The sequence below is a fragment of the Paenibacillus sp. FSL K6-1318 genome (assembly GCF_037976905.1).
In the GTDB taxonomy this organism is placed as follows: domain Bacteria; phylum Bacillota; class Bacilli; order Paenibacillales; family Paenibacillaceae; genus Paenibacillus; species Paenibacillus amylolyticus_A.
Genome location: NZ_CP150270.1, coordinates 6,279,945 through 6,304,742, shown reverse-complemented (window position 1 = coordinate 6,304,742; position 24,798 = coordinate 6,279,945). Strand labels below are relative to the sequence as shown.

Below are 24,798 nucleotides of genomic sequence, written 5' to 3'. Positions count from 1 at the left end.
ATCCGGGAGCTAATTAGGTTTGATACTATAGGTTGTTACATCGTTCCGCCGCCCTGGCGAATGGAGGCAGGAATCTTTTCAGGTCCCTGATTAATATATTTATTGATAAAAGTACCGACTTTGGCATCGTCGAATTGGTCAAGCTTCATCGTTTTGGTCCATGCAGTCACGACGACTTCACTGCCTTCGGGAATATCCTTGTTTGGTACGGCGAGTATACCTGCCCCCGCTTCACGGAATTTAGCGAGGTATTTCAAATGCTCTTTCAAATCTTCGCTTGCGTTCTCACGATAATAGATGATGATATCCCCGTGCTCCAGATTGTGAACAAGGTAATTATAACCCGGGAAGTCGGTGTAAAATCCAAATTTGATATCATGCGGATTATGCGGTCCTGATGTCGGAATCTTCATCTCATACTGGATCGGGTCCTCTGTATGGTCTGCCCCATAGTATTTATCGTCAGTCACATCGATTGTTGCATTGGCGTCCAGATCGGCTACATTATATGTTTTCCCTGCACCCTGTAGGAAGAACAGACCAAACGTAATAATCGACACAGCCATCAAAGCATGTGCAGTCAGCCGAAGGGAGCGACTTTTTTTCTGGATGTCCGCCCGTTCCTTCTTTTTCATGTGGCTCAGGATTTTACCGTGTGTGCGTGATGCCCAGATATAGGCGGCGATGGAGAACAGCAACACGATTGCACCTACGATGAGCCAAAGATAGGATGTGCCTGCCTCGTGCTCCATTTGCATATGATTCATATGAGTCATGTCCATAGAGAGTTCATCTTCTTTCTGTGTAAAATGAGTGATCAACACACTACATGGTGTAGTGTTAATGGCAACGAAGAATCTTCACATTACGTAACGGGAGTTGCTGGATTGGTTTATTACGTAAATAAGAACATACCTGTTGCACTACACATTATAGTGTATGATACATGCTCGGCGCAACGCTGCCATAGAAAACCTAAAAAAGACCTTCCCTGCGCGAGCAGGGAAAGCCTAGTATGAATCTAAAGAGTCAGTAAGATTTATATTTATTGAAATAACCATTTACACGAAACGTAGAGGACAGAATAGCTTTATTCCAACTGATATAGTTTACAGACGTCCAAACGGTGAAAGCATCAGGCCGATCAGTCCAATAATAATTTCACCCAACAATTGATACACAATAAAGAACACGACCACATTGGCGATCAGCACGCTGTACATACTGTCGATGGCTGCTTTGGTACGATTCAGTGGATATTGGAGTAGCACCGAGTTCAGAGCGACAAAGATAATGATATACGAGACAGCAAGCAATGAGATCGCGATGGAATACGAGATGATAATAAACAGATTCGCCAGAACAAGGGATACGACAGCAGGAACAAGCAATGTACCGAACTGGGCAACCAGTGTTTTGGGACGGAATGTTATTTTTTCAATCTTCAGAATAGCGTACATCAGTGCAATCGAAGCAATCAGGATAATGGCAGTGAACAACAGCGGCCGGATAAATCCACCAATGAACAAGCCATCCATGCCTATACGGCTAAAGGTAATTAAGAAGTATGTAGAAGATAGGACTGCAATCAGCGCCATCGTTAGCCATCCGTTTAATGAATGCTGGTCACCAACGGTTTTCATCGTCTGATAAGGACGGGCCAATACACTGAGGAAATAGGATAGATACTGTTTGCTTACTTCTTTGGCTTGCTGAACTTTCTCATTCTGCACGATATTATTCCACTGATTGGAGCTATTGTCTCCTGCAGAAGCATGGTCATTGGTGCCTGTTGATTCTGTTGTCTGTTGCTTCTGAGTAGAGCCAGATGGTGTGTTGGATGGAACGGGTGCCTGTGAAGATGTGGCTTGCGTACTGGACCAACGGGTGTATTCGGGTTCGGAAGCAGCGGCAGATTCCGGGTTCGGTACAGGAGTGGGCGAAGAGGTTGTTTGCGTTAGATTAGAGCCGCACCTCTCACAAAAATGGGCATCTCCATTTTCATGATTACATACTGGACATTTCATGGGTTAAGCCTCCAATTTCTAGAAAATAAAAACAGGTAAACATTGTGTCTCATTTTAACGGTTGATGACGAAGTTTGTCTATGTTTCGCAGGAATTAATACCCCTACAGAGAGAAAGTTGAAACGAAGCCTCGAATGCTGTGTATTAAAATGGGGTTTAGGAGCAACAATAGTATAGGAATGACATGCAGGCATATTAATGTAAATTTACTGTAGTATAAGACGAATTGTTTTCGGCGGATAATGTCTCATCGTTCGCTTTTATGTGTTATTCTCATGTTAACTATATCTTTTGGGTTGCCTATGATCGTATATTTATGTATAATCAATCGTGTTAACACGTCGAATGTACGGTAGTAAGAGATGTGGGTGAGTTCATGGAACTACTGGACAGCAATGAGAGCAAGAAGAAGATGTGCCAGTATTATAACGAAATCTCGAAGGAACTGTTCGGATTTGGCACCACTCTCCTGAGAGTGACCATTGACCAGAATATTGTGACCTTCTACGCGAAGCACCGACGTTCACCGCGCTCTGACGCCCTGGAAGGGGAGGCCCCCGGCTTAAAGCTGGAAGTGGACTTCCGCATGTCTGTCTTATATAAGAAGAAATTCCGGGAGAAGCTCGAGCAACACATGGGTTTGCCAATTGAAGCTATATTGCGGGATTATGATGCGTCCACCCAGTGGGCGATCACGAATGTGATTCTGGAACAGGCCTAAGAATGGATCGGCAGGATTGATTCTTGTTGATGTATACGGAGGTTATGGCCCGGATTCATGATCAGGTTCCGTACAATTTCATATGATGGCGTCTGTCTTCGGATTGATTCTGAAGCAGAAACCGATGATGTACCGGCAGCGGGTGTCGCTTTCCTTTGTTTACGAAGAAAAGTGTTCTTGTTTATACAAGAGCACTTTTCTTTTTGTTTTTTCATACACATCACATATATCAGGGGGAATCAGGATCATGATGAAAAAGTGGATTAGCGGTTTGGCAGCAGTGGCAATGACATCAGTATTACTTGCAGGTTGTGGCAGCAGCACAGAGGATGCAACAGGCGGATCAGGCAGTGGGGGAACAGCAGCTACCAAATTGGTTATCTCCACTTGGGGATTCTCGGAAGATTTCTTCAATGAATCGGTATTTGGTCCTTTTGAAAAAGAACATAATGTAGACATCGTGCTCGAAGTCGGCAATAACGCTGAACGTTTGAACAAAATCCGTCAGGGTACATCGAATGTCGATGTCATCTACCTGTCTGACTACTATGCACAACAAGGTATTGATGAAGGTCTGTTTGAGAAAATCGATCGCTCCAAAATTCCAAATGTAAATGACATTTATGATATTGCCAAAGCACCACTTGGTGAAGATTATGGCCCGGCCTACACAGTTGGACAGCTCGGTATCGCGTATAACCCGGACCTCGTTTCCAAAGAAGTGACTTCATGGAGTGACCTGTGGGACCCAGCGTTCGAAGGTAACCTGACTATCCCGAATATTACGGCAACAGCTGGCCCAATGGTTGTGGATGCAGCTTCCCGTGTAGCCGGAAATGATACGTTTAATGAAGATGCAGCATTTACTGAACTGAAAAAACTGAGCGGCAATGTGGTGAAATTCTACAGCCAAACGTCCGAGTTCGTGAACATGTTCTCCCAGGAAGAGATTGCAGGCGGACCGATCATGGAAATGTATTTCAAAGATCTGAAAGCAGCTATTCCTAATGCGAAATTTGTTACACCTAGCGAAGGTGCATATGCCGTGATGAACACGATCAATGTCGTAAAAGGCAGCAAAAACAAAGAGCTTGCTGAAGAGTTCATCAACTGGCAGCTGAGTCAGGATGTACAAGCGAAATCTGCCAAAGCTAAAGTCGATTCCCCAGTAAACACCAAGGTTGAACTGACTGCTGAAGAAGCAGAAGGCGTAACATATGGCGCTGACGTTGTGGAGAAGCTGAACAAGTTGGATATGGAATTCGTGAATCAACAAGTTAAAGGTTGGACAGATCGCTGGAACCGTGAGATTGCACAATAAAAACAAGTAACCGACTAAAGAGTTATCTTTGATCAACATGTTGAACTTATATCAATTGCAGCAAGCAACCATATCACCGCATAGGAGTTGAGAACGGATGAGTGAAGCGCTGAATCGCATCATTCTGGACGTGGACACGGGGATTGACGATGCACTGGCGATTTTGCTGGCGGTCAAAAGCCGGAAGCTGGACATCCTCGGCATCACCACGGTCTGTGGGAACGTATCACTCCAGCAGGCAACAGAGAATACATGCAAAATTCTTGAACTCGCGGGTGCACCTGAGATCCCAGTGATTGCCGGAGCAGCTGGACCACTCACTCGCAAGTCTCATTATGAACACCGGGTACATGGACAAGACGGATTGGGCGGTGCACTGCCTGATCCGGCCGTATCTAAGAAAGCCGAGGAGGGTTTTGCGCCAGACTTTATCGTGGAGCAAGCCAAGTTGTATCCAGGCGAGCTGACCTTAATCATGACCGCACCCTTGACGAACCTGGCACTCGCGCTGATGAAGTGTCCTGAACTACCTTCTTTATTGAAGGAAGTCATCTTCATGGGCGGCGTAGTTCGCGGACATGGCAACATTACACCAACCGCCGAGTACAACACATACGCTGATCCAGAGGCCGCACGCATCGTACTGCATGCAGGCATCGAGAAGCTTACTCAAGTTGGACTGGATGTGACGCGTCAAACATTGCTGAATGAAGCAACGATTGAGCGTCTCACTGATCCTGCACTGCGCGCGTACGTGGCTCAGAGCACGGAGATTTACATCAACCGTTATGAACAAATGAACGGCGTCCGCGCTTGCGCTTTACATGATCCACTAGCCGTGGGCGTAGCCCTTGCCCCGGAACTGGTAGGACGCAAATCGTATTACGTCGATGTCGAAACCGCCAGCCGCCTGTGCGATGGCCAGATGGTATGCGACTTCCAAAACCGTCTGGGCGAGCAGCCCAACACCCTCGTCTGCGAAACCGTTGACGCAGAAGCATTCCTTGAACTGTTTATCAACGTGTTAAACGCGTAGTTGCTCTGCCCCAATTAGATATTTATACGATTGCGGAGAGTGCAGAACCGATCTGGAGAAGCGAAGCGTTCCCCTTTATCCCCCGATTTTCACCTATGAAAATGAATCAATAAATCGGGGGATAACAGGGATCGAAGGACGGTACTGCAATCGGAGTACTCAAGTATCAATCTCGAATTAAATTTACAAGTCAGGAGTATCGCGATGAAGAAATCAGTAATCTACTGGCTATTGCTGCCGGGATTCGTGTTTTTGGCGGCATTTATGATCATTCCGATTGTCCTGACGATCGGGTCAACGTTTTTCCAAGAAAACTCCTTCACGTTTGAAGGATACATGCATTTTTTCAGAGACCCATACTTTTTGAAAATATTGCTTACGACGCTGCAAGTCAGCGTGGTCACCACCATCGTCTGTGTGGTGCTCGGATTCCCGACAGCTTATTATATTTCGCAGAAAGCGCCGCGCCGCAAAGGCATTTTGCTGGCACTGGCGATCTTCCCACTGCTGACGAGCCCGGTCGTGCGCTCGTTTAGCTGGATGATCATTCTTGGACGCAAAGGGCTGATCAATAACACCCTTGTTGGTCTGGGTATCGTGGACAAGCCACTGGACATTCTGTACACGCCGGCAGCCATGATGATCGGTCTGACGCACCTGTTCCTGCCACTGATGATTATCTCTCTGGTGGGCGTGCTTGAGAACATAGACGGTGACCTGCTCAAAGCAGCACAAAGTCTGGGGGCATCGCGCATTACGGCATTCCGCCGGGTCGTGTTCCCACTGGCTGTGCCAGGACTTGTGATCGGAGCTGTGCTTGTCTTTGTCGGAAGCCTAACGGCGTATACCACACCTGCCCTCCTTGGAGGCAAGCAGCGTGTAATTGCTACGTTCCTGTATCAGAACGCCATGACCCTCAACGACTGGTATCTGGCCTCGGTTGTTGCCGCGATTATGATTGTGATTACATTTGTCGTCGTCGGTGTCATGAACAAAATGGCCAAAACTTTAAATCCGAAGGGGTAGACATATGCGGGAGAAACATATCGGGCTGGGCCTGTTCAGTCTGCTGGTCTTTATCTTTCTGCTGGGCCCGCTTCTGATCATATCGGTCACTTCGTTTGAACCGGGAACGGTACTCAAATTTCCGCCGGAAGGGTTCTCCCTCCGCTGGTATGAGAATATTTTCAACACAGGCGGTTTCCTCCGCACATTCCAGACGTCCATCATCATTTCCCTGTTGGGGAACCTGTTGGCACTGGTGCTCGGAGTTCCGGCTGCGTATGCACTTAGTCGGTACGATTTCAAAGGCAAGTCCGTGCTGAACGCACTGTTCCTGTCCCCGGTACTGATCCCGGGAATTGTGCTTGGTTTTACATTGATGAAATACCTGATCGTAATCTACCATCTGCCGATGTACCTCGGATTGTTGATTGGTCATACGATTATCATGCTTCCATTTATCATTCGAGTTATCGCGTCGAGTCTGTCGAGCTTTGACTTTGCAGTGGAAGAAGCTGCGCTGAGTCTTGGTGCGGGACGGGTAAGAACGTTCTTCACAATCGTGCTTCCTAACATCCGCTCAGGAATTATCGCCGCGGTGCTGATTGCCTTCTTGGAGTCCTTCAACAACGTGGACATCTCGGTGTTTATGACCGGACCAGGGGTAAGCACATTACCGATCCAGATGCTGACGTATGTGGAGAATTATTTTGACCCAACGATTGCAGCGATTTCCGTGCTATTGATGGTACTGACCGGACTCTTAATGTTCGTGATCGAACGGATCATGGGCGGATTTTCATACTTTACTAAACGTTAATTGGAGGCGCAGAACGCTATGGCATTGCTGACATTAGACCACGTATCCGTGGCATACGATAAGCAGACAATCCTGAAGGATTTTCAGTTGGAGCTGGAAAAAGGTAAACTGCTCTCCCTGCTCGGACCGAGCGGTTGCGGCAAAACAACTACGCTGCGCCTCATCGCCGGATTTCTGGAAGCATCACAGGGCAAGTTTATGTTCGGCGGCAAGGATTATACGAAGGTTCCGGCGAACAAGCGGAACTTCGGATTTGTATTTCAGAGTTATGCGTTATTTCCGCATCTGTCTGTCTATGACAACGTGGCCTTTGGCCTGCGGATGCGTAAGGTAAAAGACAAGGATATCTCTTCCCGTGTGATGCGAATCCTGGAAGTTGTTAACCTGAATGGATTTGAGAAACGTTTTCCACAAGAACTGTCCGGTGGACAGCGTCAGCGTGTGGCGATTGCCCGCGCATTGGTCATTGAACCTGACCTGCTCTTGTTCGACGAACCGCTCAGTAACCTGGATGCCAACTTGCGCCTCAACATGCGGGTGGAGATTCGCCGTATTCAGCAAGAGCTGGGCATTACAACGCTGTATGTCTCTCATGACCAGGAAGAGTGCTTCTCGATCTCGGATCAGGTAGCGATTATGAACAAAGGCGTGGTTGAGCAGCTCGACCGCCCAGAAACGATTTTCAAATATCCGGCAACGGAGTTTGTAGCACGATTCATCGGGTTCCATAATTTCATTGAATTCGCTGAGCGTACTGATGCAGGTGAAATGATTACACTGACCGCAGGTGGACGCACGTTTACAGCAACAGCCCATCCTGGAACAGCACGTCCTGGTGCACGTAAAGGCGCGATTCGCCCGGATGATCTGATCGTTAGTGGAGATACCTCTGCGGATGTGGTGAACGCCTTGCCGGGCATTATCAAAGTCAGCACATATCTGGGACGCAGTTATCAGTATGTAATCGAGACGGAACTCGGTGATTTTACAGCAAATCAGGAGATGGAAACACCGTACCTTAGTGGGCAGCGTGTTAGCCTGATTTTCCCACAGGACAAGCTTGTATTGGTAGAGTAGTTGTGAATGTAGGGAGTAGCTTGAGGAAATAAGAGCAGTAAAGAAGGCAACTCATGCGATGATTCCGGACGAGGGCAGTGGTGCGCAGTCATGTGCAGTACAGCAGAATAAAGTGCAGGTTCATTGTCCGGTTCGCATCGCGGTGAAATGCTTGTGAAGAAGGAGATTATGCCCCATGCGTGCAGATCAACTGATTGTGAATGTACATGTGTATAACAGTTATTATAAACGGTTTGAAATGAACAACGTCGCTGTACTCGACGGCAGATTCCTATATGTTGGACCCGGTGGGCCTGAGATGATTCAGGCAGACGAGGTCATTGATGCGCGGGGAAGATACATGATTCCTGGTTTGATCGATATCCATCTGCATATCGAAAGTACAATGGTGACACCGGAAACCTTCTCTCATGGTCTCATTGGCTGTGGAGTAACGTCCATTGTAGCTGAACCTCATGAGATGGCAAATGTGTTCGGGCTGGAGGGTGTGCAGGAGATGATGGCTGCGAGTCGGGAGACGACCGTGGATATGTTCTATGCGATCCCGAGTTCGGTTCCGGCAACCCCGATGGAGACAACAGGTGGTTCGATTGAGATTGAAGATATGGATGTGTTGCTCGCGACTGGCGAGATCATCTGTCTGGGCGAGATCATGAACTATGTCGATGTCATCCGTGATCCAGAGTGCAAGACCAACCAGATTTTACAGCATATTCGCAAAAACTATCCTGATCTGGTGATCGAAGGTCATACACCGAAACTGCTTGGACTCGATCTGCATCGACTGATCTACGCAGGTATTGATTCCGACCATACCCATCAGAGCATTGAGGGATTACAGGCGCGGATTGCCGCAGGTATGTTTATTGAAATTCAGGAGAAATCAATGACACCGGAAGTCATGGAGTACCTGATTCAACATGATGTGGCGCAGCATTTCTGCTTCGTAACAGATGATGTAATGCCGGATTCACTGGTGGAGCATGGTCATCTGGATCATATCGTACGTAAAGCAATTCAGATGGGGATGCGTCCGGAAGATGCGGTCTATGCAGCAACATCTACTCCTGCTTCCCGGATGAAAATGACCGATCGTGGCAGCGTGGCCCCAGGCAAAGTGGCCGATTATGTGTTGCTATCCAACCTGGAAGAGCTTTCGATTGATCAGGTGTACAAAAACGGCCGCAAAGCTTATGACAATTCCGAACCGTATAAGCAAGAACGAGTAACCGGGCAATTTCCACCTCACTTCTATAAGAGTGTGCAGTTGGAGAAGCTGGGCGTAGCAGATTTTGCAATTCAGTTGTCAGATCCGAAAGTAAGTGGAGCAGGTGTTGATCTCGCTGGTGAAGGTGAGTACCAATGCCGTGTCATGATGGTGAAGGATGGTTCTACTTTTGTGGAAGAGCATATTGCACCGGTTCAGTCTGCGGATGGCGAATTGCTATGGGAAGAAAGCGGATATGCGCAGATCGCGACCTTTGAACGTTATGGCGTGAACGGCAATCGTGCACATGGTCTGATCGGTGGAGACACCATCAAACGTGGCGCCATTGCAACGACATATTCACACGACAATCACAACCTGCTGGTTGTAGGACGTAATCGTGAAGATATGATATTGGCAGCTAACACAGTGATTTCGAGCCAGGGTGGCTTCTGTGTGGTGGAAGACGGCAAGGTGCTGTCCCATCTGGAACTTCCCGTAGGTGGCATTTTGACGGAAGAACCACTGGCCGTGGTGTCCCATCAAGTGAAGGAATTGAGAGCAGCGATGTTGTCTCTTGGATATGTACATTACAACCCGATCATGTCTATTAGCACACACTCTCTTGCGGTAAGTCCCGCGCTGAAGATCACGGACCATGGCCTGATTGATGTGAATGCAGGTAAGGTTGTATCGTTGATTGTATAGACTGAAGACACATACGTCGTGAAAAAACACCCTATTTCACAATTGTGAGCTAGGGTGTTTTTGTCTGTGCTTGTTGGAATTATTATTTTAGCAACTTCTCTGGGTTCTTCACTTTAATGGAAACAACTTCGCCGCAATCCAGACAAACCGTGTACATTTTTTCCACACCGAGAGTCATTTTCTTATCCAATGGACGAAGGTTGATGTAATCCGATGCTTCTACGAAAGATGTTCCTCCGCAATCATGACATTTCTTTTCTGATGTACTCATAAGTTCATTCCACCTTTTATTCATTTGTAATGTGTTCATTAATATAATATTCATTAAATGGAAATACAAAATTATCTAATTATTCATCGTAGATTAGGGTCCGTTAGTCCGTAAATTAAATTTTTATTTTGCCTTCTAAAGTCCACTCCAAATATTTGGACACTGAAGGTGCGACCCATTTTCGGCTGTCATTTTCATGATTCCACACAAACACGTCATCTCTACACGTTCCATCCCCTGTCACAGGAAAAGCAAATAAATCCCCAATCCCGCTTTCCCCGAAGAAAATCAAATTATCAAATGGCATATAATATTCTTGAAAATGGTCGTCACGATAGTGTTTGTTTTCATTTTTGATTCGATCTACTGACCAGATAAGTCCCAAATCGTAAATAGCTCTGACTCCATTGGTTTCGAGCAATATTTCTTTTAATTCACGAGGGAGCGTAACCTGTAAGGAGTCTTCCACCTTTGCAATGTCATCTCCAGATGCAGGGGGACTGAACGTATACTCCTTCGAAATGCTATGAAGATGCTCTTTCCACATGAATAAAGGCCTCCTCGATATATTCTAACTGTCAGTAACGAATGAAACGGTATGTAATTGATTGAAAAAAGAAGTCCTTCTTAACTTAAAAGGCTACTGATTTTGATGTAGCGCAGTAATGTTATGTAAGGACTACTCTTCTAACTCCAGTTTACCAAGTTAGCCAACCGCTCGTTCGTTTATAGTTGTGCAGAAGATCATATTGCTCCTGGTACATGAGACGCTTCATTTTGGTTCTATACAGACGATAATCATGTTTACGAGCAGATTTACATTCTTTGTTGTAATGCGTGCTCTTGATTCCTTTACGGTGATCTTTCAGCTTTACTTTTCTTGGATCAATGAACTTCTTGTTGTGTCTCTGTGCAAAAGCTGTTTCATTTTCCCATGATTGAATCTCTTCCTGTGTGAACATCTTCATCCCCGTTGTACCGGGCTAGATTTTGGCTTGAGTAGCCAGTGCCTTGAGCACAACTAATAGAAGAAGAATTTTGGGTTGAACATCGTCATCACCTCAGATCTAATCATCCTTATTTTAACATATAAAGCCGTCCGATCAATTCTGGTCTAAGCGTTATTATGGGCACTGTTCTGAAGTAGAAGTGATCACGCAACAAATCCCTTTTGGACGAGGCATAGGATTACATATATAGTAGTAAGAAGAGCATGCTTGAGACAGGAGCAGGAGGATCAGTAACAATTATGAATATAAAAAATGTAGCTAAAACGATATTTTTCGATGTAGATGATACGTTATATGATCACTTGCAGCCGCTCCGTGGCGCGTTGCAGGATGTTCTCGGCCTGCCGGATGATTTCCCTTATGCTGAGGCCTATCACCGTTTTCGCTATTACAGTGACTGGCTGTCTGCACAAGAAGGTCTATCCGCTGTACCAGAACCGGATGCAGTAGAGCGAATGCGCCGTCGGAGGTTTGAGTTGACGATGGAGGAATTTGAGCTTCCCCTACAATCGGGACAGGCAGAAGAACTGCAAGCTCAGTATCTGAGCAGACAGTTCGAGATTGTACCTTTTGAAGGAGCGTATGAGCTGATCAGAAGGCTTCAGGTAGAAGGTCATACCGTTGGTCTGATCACTAATGGAGAAGGAGAGCATCAGCGCCGCAAGCTTGAAGCACTTGATGTGCTCAGTCTCGTGGACGAGCATCTGGTCTTCATCTCCGGTATGACTGGTTATGCGAAGCCGGATCGCAGATTGTTCGAATATGTGAGTAAGCAGTCCGGGACAGATGCCCGTTCCAGCTATTACATCGGAGACTCGTGGCGTAATGATGTGGTAGGTGCAGTCGATGCAGGCTGGACAGTCATCTGGTTCAACCATCGGGAGGCGCTGCCGGAATCCGATCATCAACCTCATTTTGTAGCATCCAGCTATGAAGAGATCAGTCGTATTCTGACTTTTGAGTGCGTTCAAGCTTAAGGAGATTTATGTTTAAAGGAGCAGTCCTGTTACCGTCTTAGGTGCAGGTCTGCTTTTTTATATTATACCTTCTATAAAGGCATCATTAATGAGGCGTCTAACTCTTCGCTTTCAATTACAATTGCCATGAGTCCAGCTTCTGTTTTGGTCTCGTGCCATTCATGTTTATCCCAGAGTACGGCCTCGCCACAATGCACTTTGATATATTCATTTGCTTCACCTCTTACCCAGCCCTCTCCGCTTACGATCAAAAGGAGTTGAGGAACCACAGCTTGGTGATAACCTACTACTCCACCTTCAGCTAAATGCATACATCCGATATGAGCTGCTTTGTTGGTCTGCGTAATACGTGACATTACGAAATTAGAATCAAATTTGGTTATCTTTTTCCCTGACTCTTGTTTAAATTGAAATATCCTCATGTTTACCTCCGCAATAGTGACTAAGTTAACTTCCTACAATGATAACTATCCTTATGATGGGTATCATACTATTCCACTAATTTATGGATAATCCGATCAGATGAGTCTATCATAGCTCCAATGGTTTAGGAACAGTTTGCATACATTCATCATTTTGTTAGTTGTTTGTGCCAACGTTTCTATGAAGCTCAGCTTCATGGAATCTTCATTTACAAGACAGTGCAAAAGCCTTCCCAAACCGTATATGCGGTGTTATAATTAAAACAAGATTTAGATTAAGTCTAAATTAAAAGAAGCGAACCGAAGCAATCCATCATAAAATTCAAATTCTATTTTTATATTCGAGAGGGGATAAATTCCATGAGCACAATCCAAACTAGAAACAACACTTTTGCTAACAACGCCACAGCACTTCAAGATGTTCTGAACCGTCAGATCGCGGGCTGGTCCGTACTGTACACGAAACTGCATAACTTCCACTGGTATGTCCAAGGACCTCATTTCTTCACACTGCACGCCAAATTCGAAGAACTGTACAACTTGGCTACGGCGAATATGGACGAAGTTGCAGAACGTTTGCTTGCTATTGGTGGACGTCCGGTGGCTACAATGACTGAACAGCTACGTCTGTCTCCGATTGAAGAGGCACAAGGACAGCTGTCTGCTGAGCGTATGGTGGAGTCGGTGATTGCTGATCTGCGCACGATGGAGGAAGTGATTCGTCAAGGCATTCACGAAGCAGGAGAAGCGGAAGATAATGCTACGGAAGATATGCTGATTGGATTCACTGCTGCACTGGATAAAGAGGTCTGGATGTTAAACGCATTTCTAGGCAAATAAGCAAAGTCACCCTACATCCTGACAACGATATGTAGAGTCCGTGAACAAAGTGTCCGTTCGCTTACAAATCCGGTGCGCTTGCCGTATAATGATGGCATTCAAGATGTACAGAATGGTGGAATGAACGATGCGGTCAGACCTGGAACAATTGCAGGAAGAAGCTGAACGGTTTATATATACATGTTATGAAGAGCTGGGCCATTCGCGTGAAGACGCACAGGCCCGGCTTGCTGCCGTTATGGGCGAGATCGAAGTAACGGGTACCTATGTGCATACCACAGAGGAATTGGAGCAGGGTTGTAAAATGGCATGGCGGAACAGCAACCGCTGTATCGGGCGGCTGTTCTGGGATAAACTTCGGATCGTGGACGCCCGTCACGCTGATACGGCAGGAACGGCAGCGGAAGCTGTGCTGAATCATATTCATGTGGCATCCAACGGTGGCAAAGTAATCCCGATGATTACCATCCTTCCACCAGATGGGCCAAACGGAACTCCGGTACGCCTCTGGAATCATCAGCTCATTCGTTATGCAGGATATGAGACGGAGCAAGGCATTATTGGAGACCCTGCTTCCGTGGAACTGACCAAGGCGGCGATGTCCCTTGGCTGGCAGGGGGCAGGTAGCTCATATGATGTGTTACCGCTCATTATTCAGGCGCAAGGACAAGCCCCAGAGTGGTATGTTATACCCGAAGAAGAGATTGTGGAAGTTCGTATCGAACACCCGGAGCGACCGGAGATAGCCGAACTTGGCATGCGCTGGTATGGTGTGCCGATGATTGCCGATATGCGACTGGAGATTGGCGGTATATCTTATCCAGCAGCACCGTTCAATGGTTGGTATATGGGTACCGAGATCGGCGCCCGTAATCTGGCGGATACGTTCCGGTATAACAAGCTGCCTGCGGTGGCGGAAGCGTTTGGATTGAATACGTCGAGTGAAACGACATTGTGGAAGGATCGAGCGTTGGTCGAGTTAAATGTGGCTGTGCTGCATTCGTTCAAAAAAGCAGGCGTGAGCATTGTGGATCACCACACGGCGGCAGCGCAATTTGCTATGTTTGAACAGCGGGAAGAGAAGGCTGGGCGTGAACTGACCGGAGATTGGGTGTGGCTGATTCCTCCAGTGTCTCCGGCAACTACACATATTTTCCACAGCTCCTATCGTAATGAGATCGTGAAGCCGAACTTTTTCCGTCAGGATCAGGCGTATACTCTGAAAGATGGCGTGGCATCTGCCGTAGAGCCGCGAAGCAGCGAGCAGCAGAATGCACAGGTAGAGAATCCCCAGCCACAGGCCGGGGATACACCAATGAAATGCCCGTTTGCACATTAAATTGTGCAGACGGGTTATTTTTTGTGATCCTTTTTTATCAAATGATGAGTTAACCCTCTTTCAATCGGAACCGGCTGCGCATCACGGCCTGAACTACAATGGCAGCGGCAATCAGCACCAGATTGAACACAAACACGGAGTACAGCGAGCCAACTTCCATAAGTAGCGCTGCAACCAGTGGAGACACGATGGAGCCGATTTCGGCAGCAGAGACAATTTTGCCTATAACGGAACTTCGGCTCTCGTCTGGTATGTGATCACCAATATGAGCAAAGAATGAATCCATATAACATGCACCGCCAACCCCGCCAATCAGCATGCCAACGTAGACCCATAGATGGGAGGACGTGTTTAGAAATACAACGACTTCGATTCCAATCAGGAACATGCCGAGCATACAAAGCAACAGACGATCCCCCATCCGGTCAGAGAGATAACCAACAAAGGGGGCAGCGGCAAGCGTAGAAATGCCGGATACGGTGAAAGCGAGACTGGTGGCAAAGGGGTCCCAATGCATGATGTGAGCCGCATACAGTGCGAAGTAGGTGAGAAACACCGCATAGGCGCTCATCTCCAGAAAATGTACCGTACCGTAGCCGAGAAGCTGTTGACGCTGGGTAAGCTCTGTAGTTGGGCTAATCGTTGTTGAGTCGGGAGCTTGATTGGATTGGGAGATAGACGTACCTTGCGTATGCAGTGCATCAGATGTTGTTGAAGGTAGAGGAGGTGCAGTCATAGTAGTATGCGGATGGGAGTCATTTGTAGTGAAGTCTTCAACAACATCCGTGTGCAGCACCGAGTGTGTTGAGTTGTCCAGAGGTTCTTGTGTCGTCTTCATCCCCATCGCAGCGACCACGGCCATCAGGCAACATACCGTGACGAGCAAAAAAGGAACCGACAGTGGCCAGTGCAGCGCCAGCCAGCCACTTATGACCGGACCGAGCACCATGCCGCCACCTTCACTGCTGCTGATATATCCATTGTATAGGCCGCGGTTGTCTACATTACCCCCATCCCCGATGATGGAACGCACGACCACGGTAAGACCGGTGGAAGCCAGCCCTTGCAGCAACCGGAGCAGACCAAATAATACGGCCGTAGAAGACAAAGCGAAGCCACCCATACAGACCGCGAGCAGTAACAGCATCAGGATGAGCGCCTTTTTCCCTCCGAGCTTTTTATAAATTGCCGCTGCTGGAATACCCCCAAGGACTTTACCCACATAAAAGAGTGCGAAAATAACCCCCATCATCCAGCCGGACAGGCCGAATTCTTCAATAAACAAAGGAAACAGAGGCAGGATCATGAATCCGCCCATCTGACTTAGGAAACAAATCGTCATCAGCAAAGGCAAGTTACGACGAATATCCAAGAGCCAAGACTCCTCTCACACATAAAATGGAATCCTAAACGTGCTTCATTTCCCACAGGAATGCGTAGATATCGACATATACCCGTAATGTATGCAGAATTTATGAAAATAAGAAGAAATCACACGGGGCGTTTACATCAAAACCATTGCGGATATACCTGAATCATATATAATAGATGGGTTATCTATAAGGATGCATGAACGAAAGTGTACAGATTTAAGAGGTACCTCAAGTATAAGGGGGCGATGTGAGGCATGTCAGAACAACAACCGATTATCCGCTTCGAAGCGGTGACTCAGCAATACGATCAGGATGAAGCCGTATTGAAGGCAGTCAGCTTTGAGATTGAGCGGGGTAAATTTTATACGCTTCTTGGCCCATCGGGCTGCGGGAAAACAACGATATTGCGGCTGATTGCCGGTTTTGCGGAGCCGACACAGGGCAGTATTTATTTTAATGGTGCGCTTATCAACCGGGTGCCTGCCCACCAGCGGCAGGTGAATACCGTATTTCAGGATTACGCGTTATTTCCACATTTGAATGTATTTGAGAACGTAGCTTTTGGTTTGCGGATCAAAAAGATGAAAACGGCTGAAATTCGCAGCAAAGTGTTGGAAGCCCTCAAATTTGTCAATCTATCCGGTTACGAAAACCGTGAAATCGGCGAAATGTCCGGCGGACAACGACAACGTGTTGCGATTGCACGCGCCATTGTGAACGAACCTGAAATTCTGCTGCTGGACGAGCCGCTCTCAGCACTCGATCTGAAGCTGCGGACCGAAATGCAGTATGAATTACGAGAGCTGCAACAGCGACTGGGCATCACGTTTATCTTTGTTACGCATGATCAGGAAGAGGCCTTGGCGATGTCCGACGAGATCTTTGTCCTGAATGGCGGCGTGATTCAACAGAGTGGTACACCGAATGATATCTATGATGAGCCGATTAACCGTTTTGTTGCAGACTTTATCGGAGAATCGAACATTGTATCGGGCAAAATGAAGCAGGACTTTGTGGTGGAATTCGCTGGCGCACAGCACGAGTGTGTCGATCAGGGTCTCCAGCCGGACGAGCCGGTAGAGATTGTCATTCGTCCAGAGGATCTTGAGATTACAACCGAAGAACAAGGTAAGCTGAAGGTCAATGTGGACTCCCAGTTATTCCGCGGAGTGCATTACGAAATATCCACGTACGACGATGCGGGCAATGAGTGGCTTGTTCATTCAACCAAGAAAGCTGTTGTCGGCGCGCGGATAGGGCTCTATTTTGACCCGGAAGCTGTACACGTTATGCGCTTTAACGAGACCGAAGAAGAGTTCGACAAACGACTCGAAGCCTATCAAGAGGCCGCTCATGCAGACTAAGGCCAGCACACGCAATGCGTATCTGATTCCATATGTACTATGGATGGTGTTGTTTGTTGTGGCGCCGGTTCTGCTGGTCATCTATTATTCATTCTTCGATGTGGAGGGTAACTTCACGTTTGGCAACTACGCCCGCTTCTTTACGCCGGTGTACTTGCAGATGACGCTCAGTTCGTTCTGGTATGCATTTCTGATTACGGCGTTCTCGCTGCTGATCTCGTATCCAACGGCGTATATGCTGACCCGGACGAAGCACAAGCAGCTGTGGTTGCTGCTGATCATTCTGCCAAGCTGGATCAATCTTTTGTTAAAAGCGTACGCCTTCATCGGCCTGTTTGGAACGTATGGTCTGACCAACTCCCTGCTTGAAGTCGTGGGTATTGGCACACAGCAGATTTTGTTCACCGATTTCAGCTTTATCTTTGTCTCGGTGTATATCTTCATTCCATTCATGATCCTGCCGATCTTCAATGCGCTGGAAGAGATGAATCCATCGTTGATCTACGCGGCGCGGGATCTGGGAGCCTCATCTTGGCTGACGTTCCGCCGGGTTATCTTTCCGCTGACCATTAGCGGGGTGAAATCAGGATGTCAGGCTGTATTTATTCCTGCGCTGTCTCTGTTCATGATTACCCGCCTCATTGCGGGAAACCGTGTAATTACGCTGGGAACAGCAATTGAACAGCATTTTCTCGTCACCCAGGACTGGGGAATGGGTTCGACGATTGCCGTCTTTCTGATTATTGCGATGGCGATTATTATGTTCCTGACTGGATCAGGCAAGAAGGAGGTGCGTAATGGGAAGAAACGGAAAGCTGTCTAACGTCTATCTAGCCGTTGTATTCGCCATATTGTACGCACCGATTGCGTATCTGATCTTCTACTCCTTCAATAGTGGCGGCCATATGCGCAGCTTCGAAGGATTCACACTCGAATGGTACAGAGAGGTGTTCGCCGATACACGGCTGCTCATCATAGTGCTGAATACATTTATCATTGCGCTCCTGTCATCGGCGATCTCGACGATCCTTGGTGTAGCAGGAGCACTGGCGATCTACCATGTGCGTCGTAAACGGACCAAGAATACGTTGCTGTCACTCAATAACGTGCTCATCGTTAGTCCGGATGTTATCATTGGTGCGTCATTCCTGATTCTGTTCACCATGATTGGTATCAAACTGGGTTTCACTTCGGTTTTGCTGTCTCATATTGCGTTCAGTGTACCGATCGTTGTCATCATGGTGTTGCCGAAGCTGCAGGAGATGAGCCCTACACTGATGGATGCGGCGCGCGATCTGGGCGCTGGTTCATGGCAGATTCTGACGCGTGTGGTGCTGCCATACGTGAAACCGGGTATTTTTGCCGGATTCTTCATGGCATTGACGTACTCGCTCGATGATTTTGCAGTAACATTCTTCGTCACGGGTAATGGGTACTCTACACTCTCTGTAGAGATATACTCGAGAGCAAGGCAGGGCGTTTCGTTGTCCATCAATGCTCTGTCCACCCTATTGTTCCTGCTGACGGTGTTGCTGGTGGTTGGATATTACTTCATTAATCGCCGTGCAACGCGGATTCCACCTGGAGGGAAGGGGCTGCGACCATGAAGCAACTGGTACGGACATTTGCGCTTGTTTTTGTGGCCGCGTTTGCCCTGATGATCCTGGCTTCGTATCTGAATAAGAGTCAGGGGTATTCTGGCGGTAACACGCTGACCATCTATAACTGGGGAGATTATATCGACCCGGATCTGCTCAAGGAGTTTGAGGATGAGACCGGTATTAAGGTTATTTATCAGACATTTGACTCCAATGAAGCGATGTTGACCAAGATTGAGCAGGGAGGGACCACATTTGATGTGGCGATTCCTTCCGAATATGCGATTAGCAAAATGAAAGAAGAAGACCTGCTCGTTCCACTCGATCATAGCAAATTAACCCATCTGGACAACATTGATCCACGGTTTATGGACTTGTCCTTTGATGAAGGCAACAAGTACTCCATCCCTTATTTCTGGGGAACGGTGGGGGTTGTGTACAATCCGGAACTGGTGGATGGGTTGACGTTTGATAGCTGGAATGACCTGTGGGACCCGCGTCTGAAAAACCAAATCTTGCTCCTTGACGGTGCACGTGAAGTCATTGGGATGGGATTGAACAGTCTCGGCTATTCCCTGAATGATACCAACGAAGACCACCTGCAAGAGGCTCTGAAAAAGCTGTCTACCCTGACGCCGAACGTCAGAGCGATTGTCGGGGACGAGATCAAGATGCTGCTTGCGAACGAGGAAGCTGCGGTTGGACTTGTGTGGTCCGGGGATGCATCCGAGATTATGGATGAGAACGACAAGTTGGATTACATGGTGCCGGAAGAAGGCTCAAACCTCTGGTTTGATAACATGGTTATTCCGAAGACAGCGAGTAATATTGAAGGGGCACACCAGTTTATCAACTTCATGCTGGACCCGGATCATGCTGCTCGTAATGCGGAGTATGTGGGGTATTCCACACCAAACGCCGAGGCGCTGAAGCTGCTGCCAGAGGACATCTCCGAGGATGAACGTTTCTATCCGGACGAGACACTGACAGGTAAGCTGGAGGTCTACGATAATCTGGGCAAAAAAATGCTCTCGCATTATAACGACCTGTTCCTGGAGTTTAAAATGCACAGCAAATAACCGCCAATAACATGTGCACAGTTCGTTAGATTCTGAAAAAAAGACAAAAAGGGTTGCTGCTCGTCATTTCAATTGAATGACAAGCAGCAACCCTTTTTTATTACCTGCTTCAGAGCAATAGCGCTTGAAGTGCCATATAAGATGAACATTAAAGATCAAACGTTAACGGAGGGACAGAACAAACGAAGGAAGCGAAGCGTTCGCCTTTATCAACGGATTTTCCCATTGCTAGATGGGATTCAAAAAAATCCGGGGATAACAGCGATCCGAAGTTGTTCTGTCACCGCAGTGACTCAGTTAATCGCACCCTGTTCATCTTATATAATTGCCACTACATGCGCTTTTTGCGACCTACCATGATCCAAGCCCCACCCATAATCAGCACAATCGCCACGAACGGTTGAATAAAGCTCAAGCTGCTCAGCATCGTACCAATCGACATCACAGCGAAGAATAGCAACGATATCACCGTTAGAATGTTGATGGGGATCAGCAACCATTTGTTCCGACCACCGAACCAATACAATTCAAACAAACCAACAGCTACAGCCAGAATGAAGCCCGGCCACATCGTACCCCAGTTGTTAAACAGCATGGCGATCTGACAGACAATACCGACAGTGAGCAACAAGCCACCGGGAACCAGAAGTCCAACCCCTCTGCCAATCATGGAGAAGTACAGCCAGTGGAAGAACAGTCCGAGTGGAATCACGAATAACGTGGGCCAGAAGGTCGCAAAGATCGTACCCGGACCGAGAGAACCTCCCTGGTTCAGAATCAGGTACACGCCCAGCAAAATGAGAACAGGCGCAAGGATCGTACGTTTAGCCATAATATCTCTCCTTCTCAATAAAACATCAATTTCCGAACGGTTGTATGTAGAGCAATACTTTCGTTACTCACAGCATACCATGAACTGGAAAAGTCTATCCTCCGTCTTTGGAGTTAAAGTGAACCTAGACCAAAGTCTAGGTACGTAAATTTGAGAAACGATACTCCCTAGATGAGTGTGTAGTTGAACATGCTAAAAACCCACCCTGTTGAAGAGTGGGTTCTGTTTTTCTTTTTATCAAAAGAGAAACTCGTTATTTCACCACATCCGAATGTTTCTTGCCCCAGCTGTTCACACCGTCATCCTCAATGATGGAGATGGCAGCGTCGGCGATGTCGGGGTTTGTCATCAGTTTCTCCTGAATACGGAACTTGATGTCATCCGCATCGGCAAGGCTGAGTCCTTTGGTCAACTCAATCAGACCTTCGACATGATAATAACGGCCTTCCTGAATGATACGCATCATCTGAATATCCGCAACGTGCGTGTCTGCGAGAATAGTCTGGGACACTTTGTCCTCAATATCCTGCGGAGCCGCTACCCCGATCAATCCGATCATATTATCATAACCGACACGGAAGGCTACCGCGATCATCAGACATCCAATAATCGTTGTTACAATGCCGTCGAGCAATGCAAAATTGGTCAAGGCAATGACCACGACAGAGATCAATGCAAGCAGGGCACCAAGTACAGCGACAACATCTTCGTAGAATACGAGACGGGTTGGTGGCGCAGCACGGCCAACATTTTTGATGGCAGCAGGGACCAAGGCAAATCCGGCGGCTTTGGGTGCGCGTGCTTCTTTGAGAATTTCCTTCATGGCTTTGATCAGAATGGCCCCGTCGATCAGAATGTTCAAGACGAGCACACCGATGTTAATCCAGAGACCCCCGGAATGACCGGCAGGATGTTGGAGCAGGTGAATCCCCTCATGAATGGTCTCATAGGCCATAATCGTCACGACAATAACGGCGATCATGCAGAAAATGTTAATGACCCGTCCGAATCCGGTCGGGAAGCGGCGTGTAGGTTTTTTCTCGGACAACACACTTCCGACAAAGACAAACCCTTGATTAATGGCATCAGCGAGTGAATGCATCGCCGAAGCGAACATGGCGCCACTGCCACTGAATAGGAAGGCTCCTCCCTTGCACACAGCAAGTACAGCATTACCTGCCATCGCTACGGCGGAGGATGTGTTTCCTTTTTTGACGAGAGACATAAAGCTCTCAGACTTTGGTTGTTCAGCCACTTCGTATGTTCCTCCCAGATCAATGTGGTGTGTAGAAAAGGTAGTCCTCATCTACATAGGTTGTGCATTTCCACTAAATGTTATTATAACCGCTTTGACATATCCCAGCATTATGCAAAAAAGGTCATATCATCATGCTATTCAAGTGATCCGTAGGGAGTAGGCTGATTCTAACTTGGACACGCTAGACTTCTTCAGTACTCAATGGCCTCCAGGGCACGTAAGTTCCGGTTGGATTGTTCCAAAAGCTCCGTAAACGTCCCAGCGACATAATATACGAAATCCGGATCATGCACGTACATAATAATCTGCCCAACCGTTCCTTGCTCTGTCGGATCAAAGTCGAACATCAGATACAGTGATCCACCTCCGAGCATGCCAAACGTAACCCATTTTTTCTGGAAAAGGTAGGGTTTGATTCGGGGATCAAGTTCTCCGATCTCTTCTTCGGTAAAATAATCATCCATGCGGTTCTCCACCAGCGTGGACTGTTCCTTTTGAATCTTTTCCAGGGATAACAGGTAGAATGGTTCGGATTCCCGTCCTTCCTCAAGGCTTGGGTACAAGACGTGAAAGCCATAACCACTCCCATTTTTACGTGTATAGAATGCACGAAAATCAGCAGGTAATTGAATACCGTGCTCACGCTCGAATGCGTCAAGCTGCTCATCCATCACGCCATCAAACTCGCGATAAGCCTCCAAGAGCTCCCGGTTTTCCTCATCCTGTACCTTTTCCTCCAGCAAAACATCCAGTTCATCCATCAATTCATATATACGTTGTTCTGACATCCAGTTCCCCTCCATATGAACTATTCAGATAATAGGGTGAGTATTATGCGAGCAGTCTGTGACTGATTGCACCTCATATTATAGTTATAATCCGAAAAGGCATACAAGAATCCGGAGTCCTTGCTTACGTACTACAATGGTCTCATTATTTATAGGCGGTAACAACAAATAAAGCGTGAGCAACAGGAGTGATCCCTGTAACCCACGCTTATTTTTTATCTACTATATAAGTAGTACTAACCTTTTATATAGTCCTCTTTAATCAAACTTCCAGCATGACAGACTGAGGTTGCCATACTGATAGGCTTTGAACAGGAGCGATGCCTGTTTGTTCTGATCTCCCGCACCCATGGCGAGCAACAGCGGTACAAAATGCTCCGGTGTAGGCACGGCGGCTTGAGCTGAAGGTGCCAGTTTATCATAGGAGAAGAGAGACTCCGTATCCCAACTCACCAGCTTGTCATGCAGCCAGTTGTCGAACTCTGATGCCCACGGGTCAACGCCATTACTTTCCCAGTTCAATCGACGTAGATTATGGACGGTTCCGCCGCTACCAATCACGAGAATGTCTTGCTCACGTAAGGAAGCGAGCGCCTGTCCGACCTGATATTGCTGCTCACCTGTCAGATAGCGATTCACGGACAAGGAAATCACTGGAATATCCGCATCTGGGTAGAGCAGGCGTAGAACGACCCAAGCCCCGTGATCCAGTCCACGAACGTCATCGGTCTGTACCGGAATCCCGGCTTCTGCGAATAGACGCTCCACCTCGGCTGTAGTCTCTGCATGTCCTTGAGCCGGGTATTTAATCTGATACAGCTCGGGCTGGAAACCGCCGAAATCATAAATGGTCTCATAGTTGGCTACCGAGGATACAAGCTGAGTTGTGGATTCCCAGTGAGCAGAGAATAACACGATTGCTTTGGGTTTCGGCAGTTCCTGTCCAAGTTTCTGCAAAAATTCGGTGTACACATTCTCCTCCAGTGCCAGTGATGGGGCACCGTGAGCAATAAACAGAGATGGCATCATTATGAATTCAGTCCTTTCGGGTCTTCGGTAGTCAGATTTGCATCCGTCCGAAGCCATTGTTGGAATTGTTGATATAGATCGGGGGTCACTTGGTGCCCACCGTTGTAAGGAACATATGTGACGTGATTGGTGTGTTGACGGAAGAAATCGGCGTTATCATCGCCCAGTTGTAACGGGAATAGATGGTCTTGATCTCCATGTGAGATGAACACAGACAGCTCCGAATCAGGTTGCAGCTTGTACTCGTCTTTCACAAATTGCGGGATGTATCCACTCATCGCTACAATGCCTTTAATCGCATCTCCCATCACCAGCGATAGAGTCATTGCCATAATGGCCCCCTGGCTGAATCCGGCGATATAACGCCGCGTGGGATCAATCGCATATTTGGCGGACAGATCAACAATCAACTGTTGCAGTCCCAGCACGGAGGCATCATACAATTCACGGATGGGATTTCCAATGCTTTTGATCTGAAAATATGCATAACCTCCACCCTGAACGATAGGTCCACGGATAGCGACGATAATAAAATCAGACTGCAGGGGCTCCATTAAACGAAGCATATCCTGCTCATCCGATCCCATGCCATGTAAGGCGAAAATGACAGGGTAACGTTGATCTGGATTGTATTGAGACGGTAATCGAACTTCATGTATATAAGGAGAATTCATTGAAAACACCACCTGATGAGGATTG

At 47.3% G+C, this 24,798-nt stretch carries 26 protein-coding genes; 14 read left to right on the top strand and 12 right to left on the bottom strand.

Annotated features, from left to right (window positions below; all coding sequences use genetic code 11):
• Window positions 1-35 precede the first annotated feature (35 nt).
• Entirely contained in the window at window positions 36-767 is a 732-nt protein-coding gene (locus NYE45_RS28250) for a DUF3105 domain-containing protein (RefSeq protein WP_340014827.1), read from the bottom strand.
• Window positions 768-1,109: 342 nt separating this feature from the next.
• On the bottom strand, window positions 1,110-2,027 hold the full coding sequence (locus tag NYE45_RS28245) for a hypothetical protein (RefSeq protein ID WP_340014826.1): 918 nt from the start codon (window positions 2,025-2,027) through the stop codon (window positions 1,110-1,112).
• 376 nt (window positions 2,028-2,403) lie between these two features.
• Here NYE45_RS28245 and NYE45_RS28240 point away from each other — a divergent pair, with 376 nt between their 5' ends.
• The 7 genes from NYE45_RS28240 (at window position 2,404) to NYE45_RS28210 (ending at window position 9,919) form a co-directional block, all read left to right on the top strand.
• Window positions 2,404-2,748, top strand: coding sequence for a Na-translocating system protein MpsC family protein (locus tag NYE45_RS28240; protein ID WP_017691786.1), 345 nt, complete (start codon window positions 2,404-2,406; stop codon window positions 2,746-2,748).
• 250 nt (window positions 2,749-2,998) lie between these two features.
• Window positions 2,999-4,069, top strand: a complete 1,071-nt coding sequence (locus NYE45_RS28235) for an ABC transporter substrate-binding protein (protein ID WP_340017450.1) — start codon at window positions 2,999-3,001, stop codon at window positions 4,067-4,069.
• Window positions 4,070-4,178: 109 nt separating this feature from the next.
• The gene (locus NYE45_RS28230) at window positions 4,179-5,105 is read left to right on the top strand and encodes a nucleoside hydrolase (RefSeq protein ID WP_340017449.1); all 927 of its coding nucleotides are present in this window, start codon (window positions 4,179-4,181) and stop codon (window positions 5,103-5,105) included.
• A 204-nt stretch (window positions 5,106-5,309) separates the two neighbouring features.
• A complete protein-coding gene (locus NYE45_RS28225; protein ID WP_036612869.1) occupies window positions 5,310-6,131 on the top strand; it encodes an ABC transporter permease in 822 nt (273 codons plus the stop codon).
• Window positions 6,132-6,135: 4 nt separating this feature from the next.
• On the top strand, window positions 6,136-6,927 hold the full coding sequence (locus tag NYE45_RS28220) for an ABC transporter permease (RefSeq protein WP_062836822.1): 792 nt from the start codon (window positions 6,136-6,138) through the stop codon (window positions 6,925-6,927).
• An 18-nt stretch (window positions 6,928-6,945) separates the two neighbouring features.
• Window positions 6,946-8,004: an ABC transporter ATP-binding protein gene (locus tag NYE45_RS28215; RefSeq protein ID WP_340014825.1), complete on the top strand. Its 1,059-nt coding sequence runs from the start codon at window positions 6,946-6,948 to the stop codon at window positions 8,002-8,004.
• 175 nt (window positions 8,005-8,179) lie between these two features.
• On the top strand, window positions 8,180-9,919 hold the full coding sequence (locus tag NYE45_RS28210) for an adenine deaminase C-terminal domain-containing protein (RefSeq protein WP_340014824.1): 1,740 nt from the start codon (window positions 8,180-8,182) through the stop codon (window positions 9,917-9,919).
• A gap of 82 nt (window positions 9,920-10,001) precedes the next feature.
• Here NYE45_RS28210 and NYE45_RS28205 read toward each other — a convergent pair whose 3' ends face one another.
• The 3 genes from NYE45_RS28205 to NYE45_RS28195 all read right to left on the bottom strand — a co-directional run bounded on the left by NYE45_RS28205 (window position 10,002) and on the right by NYE45_RS28195 (window position 11,152).
• On the bottom strand, window positions 10,002-10,190 hold the full coding sequence (locus NYE45_RS28205; protein ID WP_145149558.1) for a hypothetical protein: 189 nt from the start codon (window positions 10,188-10,190) through the stop codon (window positions 10,002-10,004).
• A gap of 115 nt (window positions 10,191-10,305) precedes the next feature.
• Complete coding sequence (locus tag NYE45_RS28200; protein ID WP_145149556.1) at window positions 10,306-10,737, bottom strand: SMI1/KNR4 family protein; 432 nt, start codon at window positions 10,735-10,737, stop codon at window positions 10,306-10,308.
• A gap of 151 nt (window positions 10,738-10,888) precedes the next feature.
• Window positions 10,889-11,152 carry a hypothetical protein gene (locus tag NYE45_RS28195; RefSeq protein ID WP_260986603.1) on the bottom strand — a complete coding sequence of 88 codons (264 nt, stop codon included), beginning with the start codon at window positions 11,150-11,152 and terminating at the stop codon, window positions 10,889-10,891.
• 287 nt (window positions 11,153-11,439) lie between these two features.
• On the opposite strand from NYE45_RS28195, the gene NYE45_RS28190 reads away from it, so the two are divergent.
• Complete coding sequence (locus NYE45_RS28190; protein WP_340014823.1) at window positions 11,440-12,177, top strand: HAD family hydrolase; 738 nt, start codon at window positions 11,440-11,442, stop codon at window positions 12,175-12,177.
• Between the two features lie 71 nt (window positions 12,178-12,248).
• On the opposite strand, the gene NYE45_RS28185 is transcribed toward NYE45_RS28190, so the two are convergent.
• Window positions 12,249-12,599 carry a cupin gene (locus NYE45_RS28185; protein WP_340014822.1) on the bottom strand — a complete coding sequence of 117 codons (351 nt, stop codon included), beginning with the start codon at window positions 12,597-12,599 and terminating at the stop codon, window positions 12,249-12,251.
• A 360-nt stretch (window positions 12,600-12,959) separates the two neighbouring features.
• Here NYE45_RS28185 and NYE45_RS28180 point away from each other — a divergent pair, with 360 nt between their 5' ends.
• Window positions 12,960-13,439, top strand: coding sequence for a DNA starvation/stationary phase protection protein (locus NYE45_RS28180; RefSeq protein ID WP_340014821.1), 480 nt, complete (start codon window positions 12,960-12,962; stop codon window positions 13,437-13,439).
• 127 nt (window positions 13,440-13,566) lie between these two features.
• Window positions 13,567-14,778: a nitric oxide synthase oxygenase gene (locus tag NYE45_RS28175; protein WP_340014820.1), complete on the top strand. Its 1,212-nt coding sequence runs from the start codon at window positions 13,567-13,569 to the stop codon at window positions 14,776-14,778.
• 49 nt (window positions 14,779-14,827) lie between these two features.
• On the opposite strand, the gene NYE45_RS28170 is transcribed toward NYE45_RS28175, so the two are convergent.
• The gene (locus NYE45_RS28170; RefSeq protein WP_340014819.1) at window positions 14,828-16,150 is read right to left on the bottom strand and encodes an MFS transporter; all 1,323 of its coding nucleotides are present in this window, start codon (window positions 16,148-16,150) and stop codon (window positions 14,828-14,830) included.
• A gap of 255 nt (window positions 16,151-16,405) precedes the next feature.
• Here NYE45_RS28170 and NYE45_RS28165 point away from each other — a divergent pair, with 255 nt between their 5' ends.
• Genes NYE45_RS28165 through NYE45_RS28150 form a run of 4 tightly spaced genes read left to right on the top strand, consistent with a single transcriptional unit; the run spans window position 16,406 to window position 20,192 of the window.
• Window positions 16,406-17,515, top strand: coding sequence for an ABC transporter ATP-binding protein (locus NYE45_RS28165; protein ID WP_062836830.1), 1,110 nt, complete (start codon window positions 16,406-16,408; stop codon window positions 17,513-17,515).
• Window positions 17,505-18,338, top strand: a complete 834-nt coding sequence (locus NYE45_RS28160) for an ABC transporter permease (RefSeq protein WP_017691799.1) — start codon at window positions 17,505-17,507, stop codon at window positions 18,336-18,338. The genes NYE45_RS28165 and NYE45_RS28160 overlap by 11 nt, the downstream gene beginning before the upstream one ends.
• Entirely contained in the window at window positions 18,313-19,122 is an 810-nt protein-coding gene (locus tag NYE45_RS28155) for an ABC transporter permease (protein ID WP_062836831.1), read from the top strand. The genes NYE45_RS28160 and NYE45_RS28155 overlap by 26 nt, the downstream gene beginning before the upstream one ends.
• On the top strand, window positions 19,119-20,192 hold the full coding sequence (locus tag NYE45_RS28150) for an ABC transporter substrate-binding protein (RefSeq protein ID WP_074092622.1): 1,074 nt from the start codon (window positions 19,119-19,121) through the stop codon (window positions 20,190-20,192). The genes NYE45_RS28155 and NYE45_RS28150 overlap by 4 nt, the downstream gene beginning before the upstream one ends.
• Window positions 20,193-20,523: 331 nt before the next feature.
• On the opposite strand, the gene NYE45_RS28145 is transcribed toward NYE45_RS28150, so the two are convergent.
• From NYE45_RS28145 to NYE45_RS28125, 5 genes are all read right to left on the bottom strand, one after another.
• Window positions 20,524-21,024 (bottom strand): hypothetical protein, encoded by a 501-nt coding sequence (locus NYE45_RS28145; RefSeq protein WP_017691802.1) that lies wholly within the window; start codon window positions 21,022-21,024, stop codon window positions 20,524-20,526.
• Between the two features lie 253 nt (window positions 21,025-21,277).
• Window positions 21,278-22,279 carry a cation diffusion facilitator family transporter gene (locus NYE45_RS28140; protein WP_139331915.1) on the bottom strand — a complete coding sequence of 334 codons (1,002 nt, stop codon included), beginning with the start codon at window positions 22,277-22,279 and terminating at the stop codon, window positions 21,278-21,280.
• 194 nt (window positions 22,280-22,473) lie between these two features.
• Window positions 22,474-23,070, bottom strand: a complete 597-nt coding sequence (locus NYE45_RS28135) for an SMI1/KNR4 family protein (protein WP_340014818.1) — start codon at window positions 23,068-23,070, stop codon at window positions 22,474-22,476.
• 258 nt (window positions 23,071-23,328) lie between these two features.
• Window positions 23,329-24,099, bottom strand: a complete 771-nt coding sequence (locus tag NYE45_RS28130; protein WP_340014817.1) for a class III extradiol ring-cleavage dioxygenase — start codon at window positions 24,097-24,099, stop codon at window positions 23,329-23,331.
• Window positions 24,099-24,773 carry an alpha/beta hydrolase-fold protein gene (locus NYE45_RS28125; RefSeq protein ID WP_340014816.1) on the bottom strand — a complete coding sequence of 225 codons (675 nt, stop codon included), beginning with the start codon at window positions 24,771-24,773 and terminating at the stop codon, window positions 24,099-24,101. Before NYE45_RS28125 ends, NYE45_RS28130 begins: the two co-directional genes overlap by 1 nt.
• Between the last annotated feature and the right edge of the window lie 25 nt (window positions 24,774-24,798).

What these genes read in the sequence shown, in the direction of transcription:
- NYE45_RS28250 (WP_340014827.1), bottom strand. Translation starts at nt 767, where the DNA reads ATGAATCATATGCAAATGGAGCACGAGGCAGGCACATCCTATCTTTGG.
- NYE45_RS28245 (WP_340014826.1), bottom strand. Translation starts at nt 2,027, where the DNA reads ATGAAATGTCCAGTATGTAATCATGAAAATGGAGATGCCCATTTTTGT.
- NYE45_RS28240 (WP_017691786.1), top strand. Translation starts at nt 2,404, where the DNA reads ATGGAACTACTGGACAGCAATGAGAGCAAGAAGAAGATGTGCCAGTAT.
- NYE45_RS28235 (WP_340017450.1), top strand. Translation starts at nt 2,999, where the DNA reads ATGAAAAAGTGGATTAGCGGTTTGGCAGCAGTGGCAATGACATCAGTA.
- NYE45_RS28225 (WP_036612869.1), top strand. Translation starts at nt 5,310, where the DNA reads ATGAAGAAATCAGTAATCTACTGGCTATTGCTGCCGGGATTCGTGTTT.
- NYE45_RS28220 (WP_062836822.1), top strand. Translation starts at nt 6,136, where the DNA reads ATGCGGGAGAAACATATCGGGCTGGGCCTGTTCAGTCTGCTGGTCTTT.
- NYE45_RS28215 (WP_340014825.1), top strand. Translation starts at nt 6,946, where the DNA reads ATGGCATTGCTGACATTAGACCACGTATCCGTGGCATACGATAAGCAG.
- NYE45_RS28210 (WP_340014824.1), top strand. Translation starts at nt 8,180, where the DNA reads ATGCGTGCAGATCAACTGATTGTGAATGTACATGTGTATAACAGTTAT.
- NYE45_RS28205 (WP_145149558.1), bottom strand. Translation starts at nt 10,190, where the DNA reads ATGAGTACATCAGAAAAGAAATGTCATGATTGCGGAGGAACATCTTTC.
- NYE45_RS28200 (WP_145149556.1), bottom strand. Translation starts at nt 10,737, where the DNA reads ATGTGGAAAGAGCATCTTCATAGCATTTCGAAGGAGTATACGTTCAGT.
- NYE45_RS28195 (WP_260986603.1), bottom strand. Translation starts at nt 11,152, where the DNA reads ATGTTCACACAGGAAGAGATTCAATCATGGGAAAATGAAACAGCTTTT.
- NYE45_RS28190 (WP_340014823.1), top strand. Translation starts at nt 11,440, where the DNA reads ATGAATATAAAAAATGTAGCTAAAACGATATTTTTCGATGTAGATGAT.
- NYE45_RS28185 (WP_340014822.1), bottom strand. Translation starts at nt 12,599, where the DNA reads ATGAGGATATTTCAATTTAAACAAGAGTCAGGGAAAAAGATAACCAAA.
- NYE45_RS28180 (WP_340014821.1), top strand. Translation starts at nt 12,960, where the DNA reads ATGAGCACAATCCAAACTAGAAACAACACTTTTGCTAACAACGCCACA.
- NYE45_RS28175 (WP_340014820.1), top strand. Translation starts at nt 13,567, where the DNA reads ATGCGGTCAGACCTGGAACAATTGCAGGAAGAAGCTGAACGGTTTATA.
- NYE45_RS28165 (WP_062836830.1), top strand. Translation starts at nt 16,406, where the DNA reads ATGTCAGAACAACAACCGATTATCCGCTTCGAAGCGGTGACTCAGCAA.
- NYE45_RS28160 (WP_017691799.1), top strand. Translation starts at nt 17,505, where the DNA reads ATGCAGACTAAGGCCAGCACACGCAATGCGTATCTGATTCCATATGTA.
- NYE45_RS28155 (WP_062836831.1), top strand. Translation starts at nt 18,313, where the DNA reads ATGGGAAGAAACGGAAAGCTGTCTAACGTCTATCTAGCCGTTGTATTC.
- NYE45_RS28150 (WP_074092622.1), top strand. Translation starts at nt 19,119, where the DNA reads ATGAAGCAACTGGTACGGACATTTGCGCTTGTTTTTGTGGCCGCGTTT.
- NYE45_RS28145 (WP_017691802.1), bottom strand. Translation starts at nt 21,024, where the DNA reads ATGGCTAAACGTACGATCCTTGCGCCTGTTCTCATTTTGCTGGGCGTG.
- NYE45_RS28135 (WP_340014818.1), bottom strand. Translation starts at nt 23,070, where the DNA reads ATGTCAGAACAACGTATATATGAATTGATGGATGAACTGGATGTTTTG.
- NYE45_RS28130 (WP_340014817.1), bottom strand. Translation starts at nt 24,099, where the DNA reads ATGATGCCATCTCTGTTTATTGCTCACGGTGCCCCATCACTGGCACTG.
- NYE45_RS28125 (WP_340014816.1), bottom strand. Translation starts at nt 24,773, where the DNA reads ATGAATTCTCCTTATATACATGAAGTTCGATTACCGTCTCAATACAAT.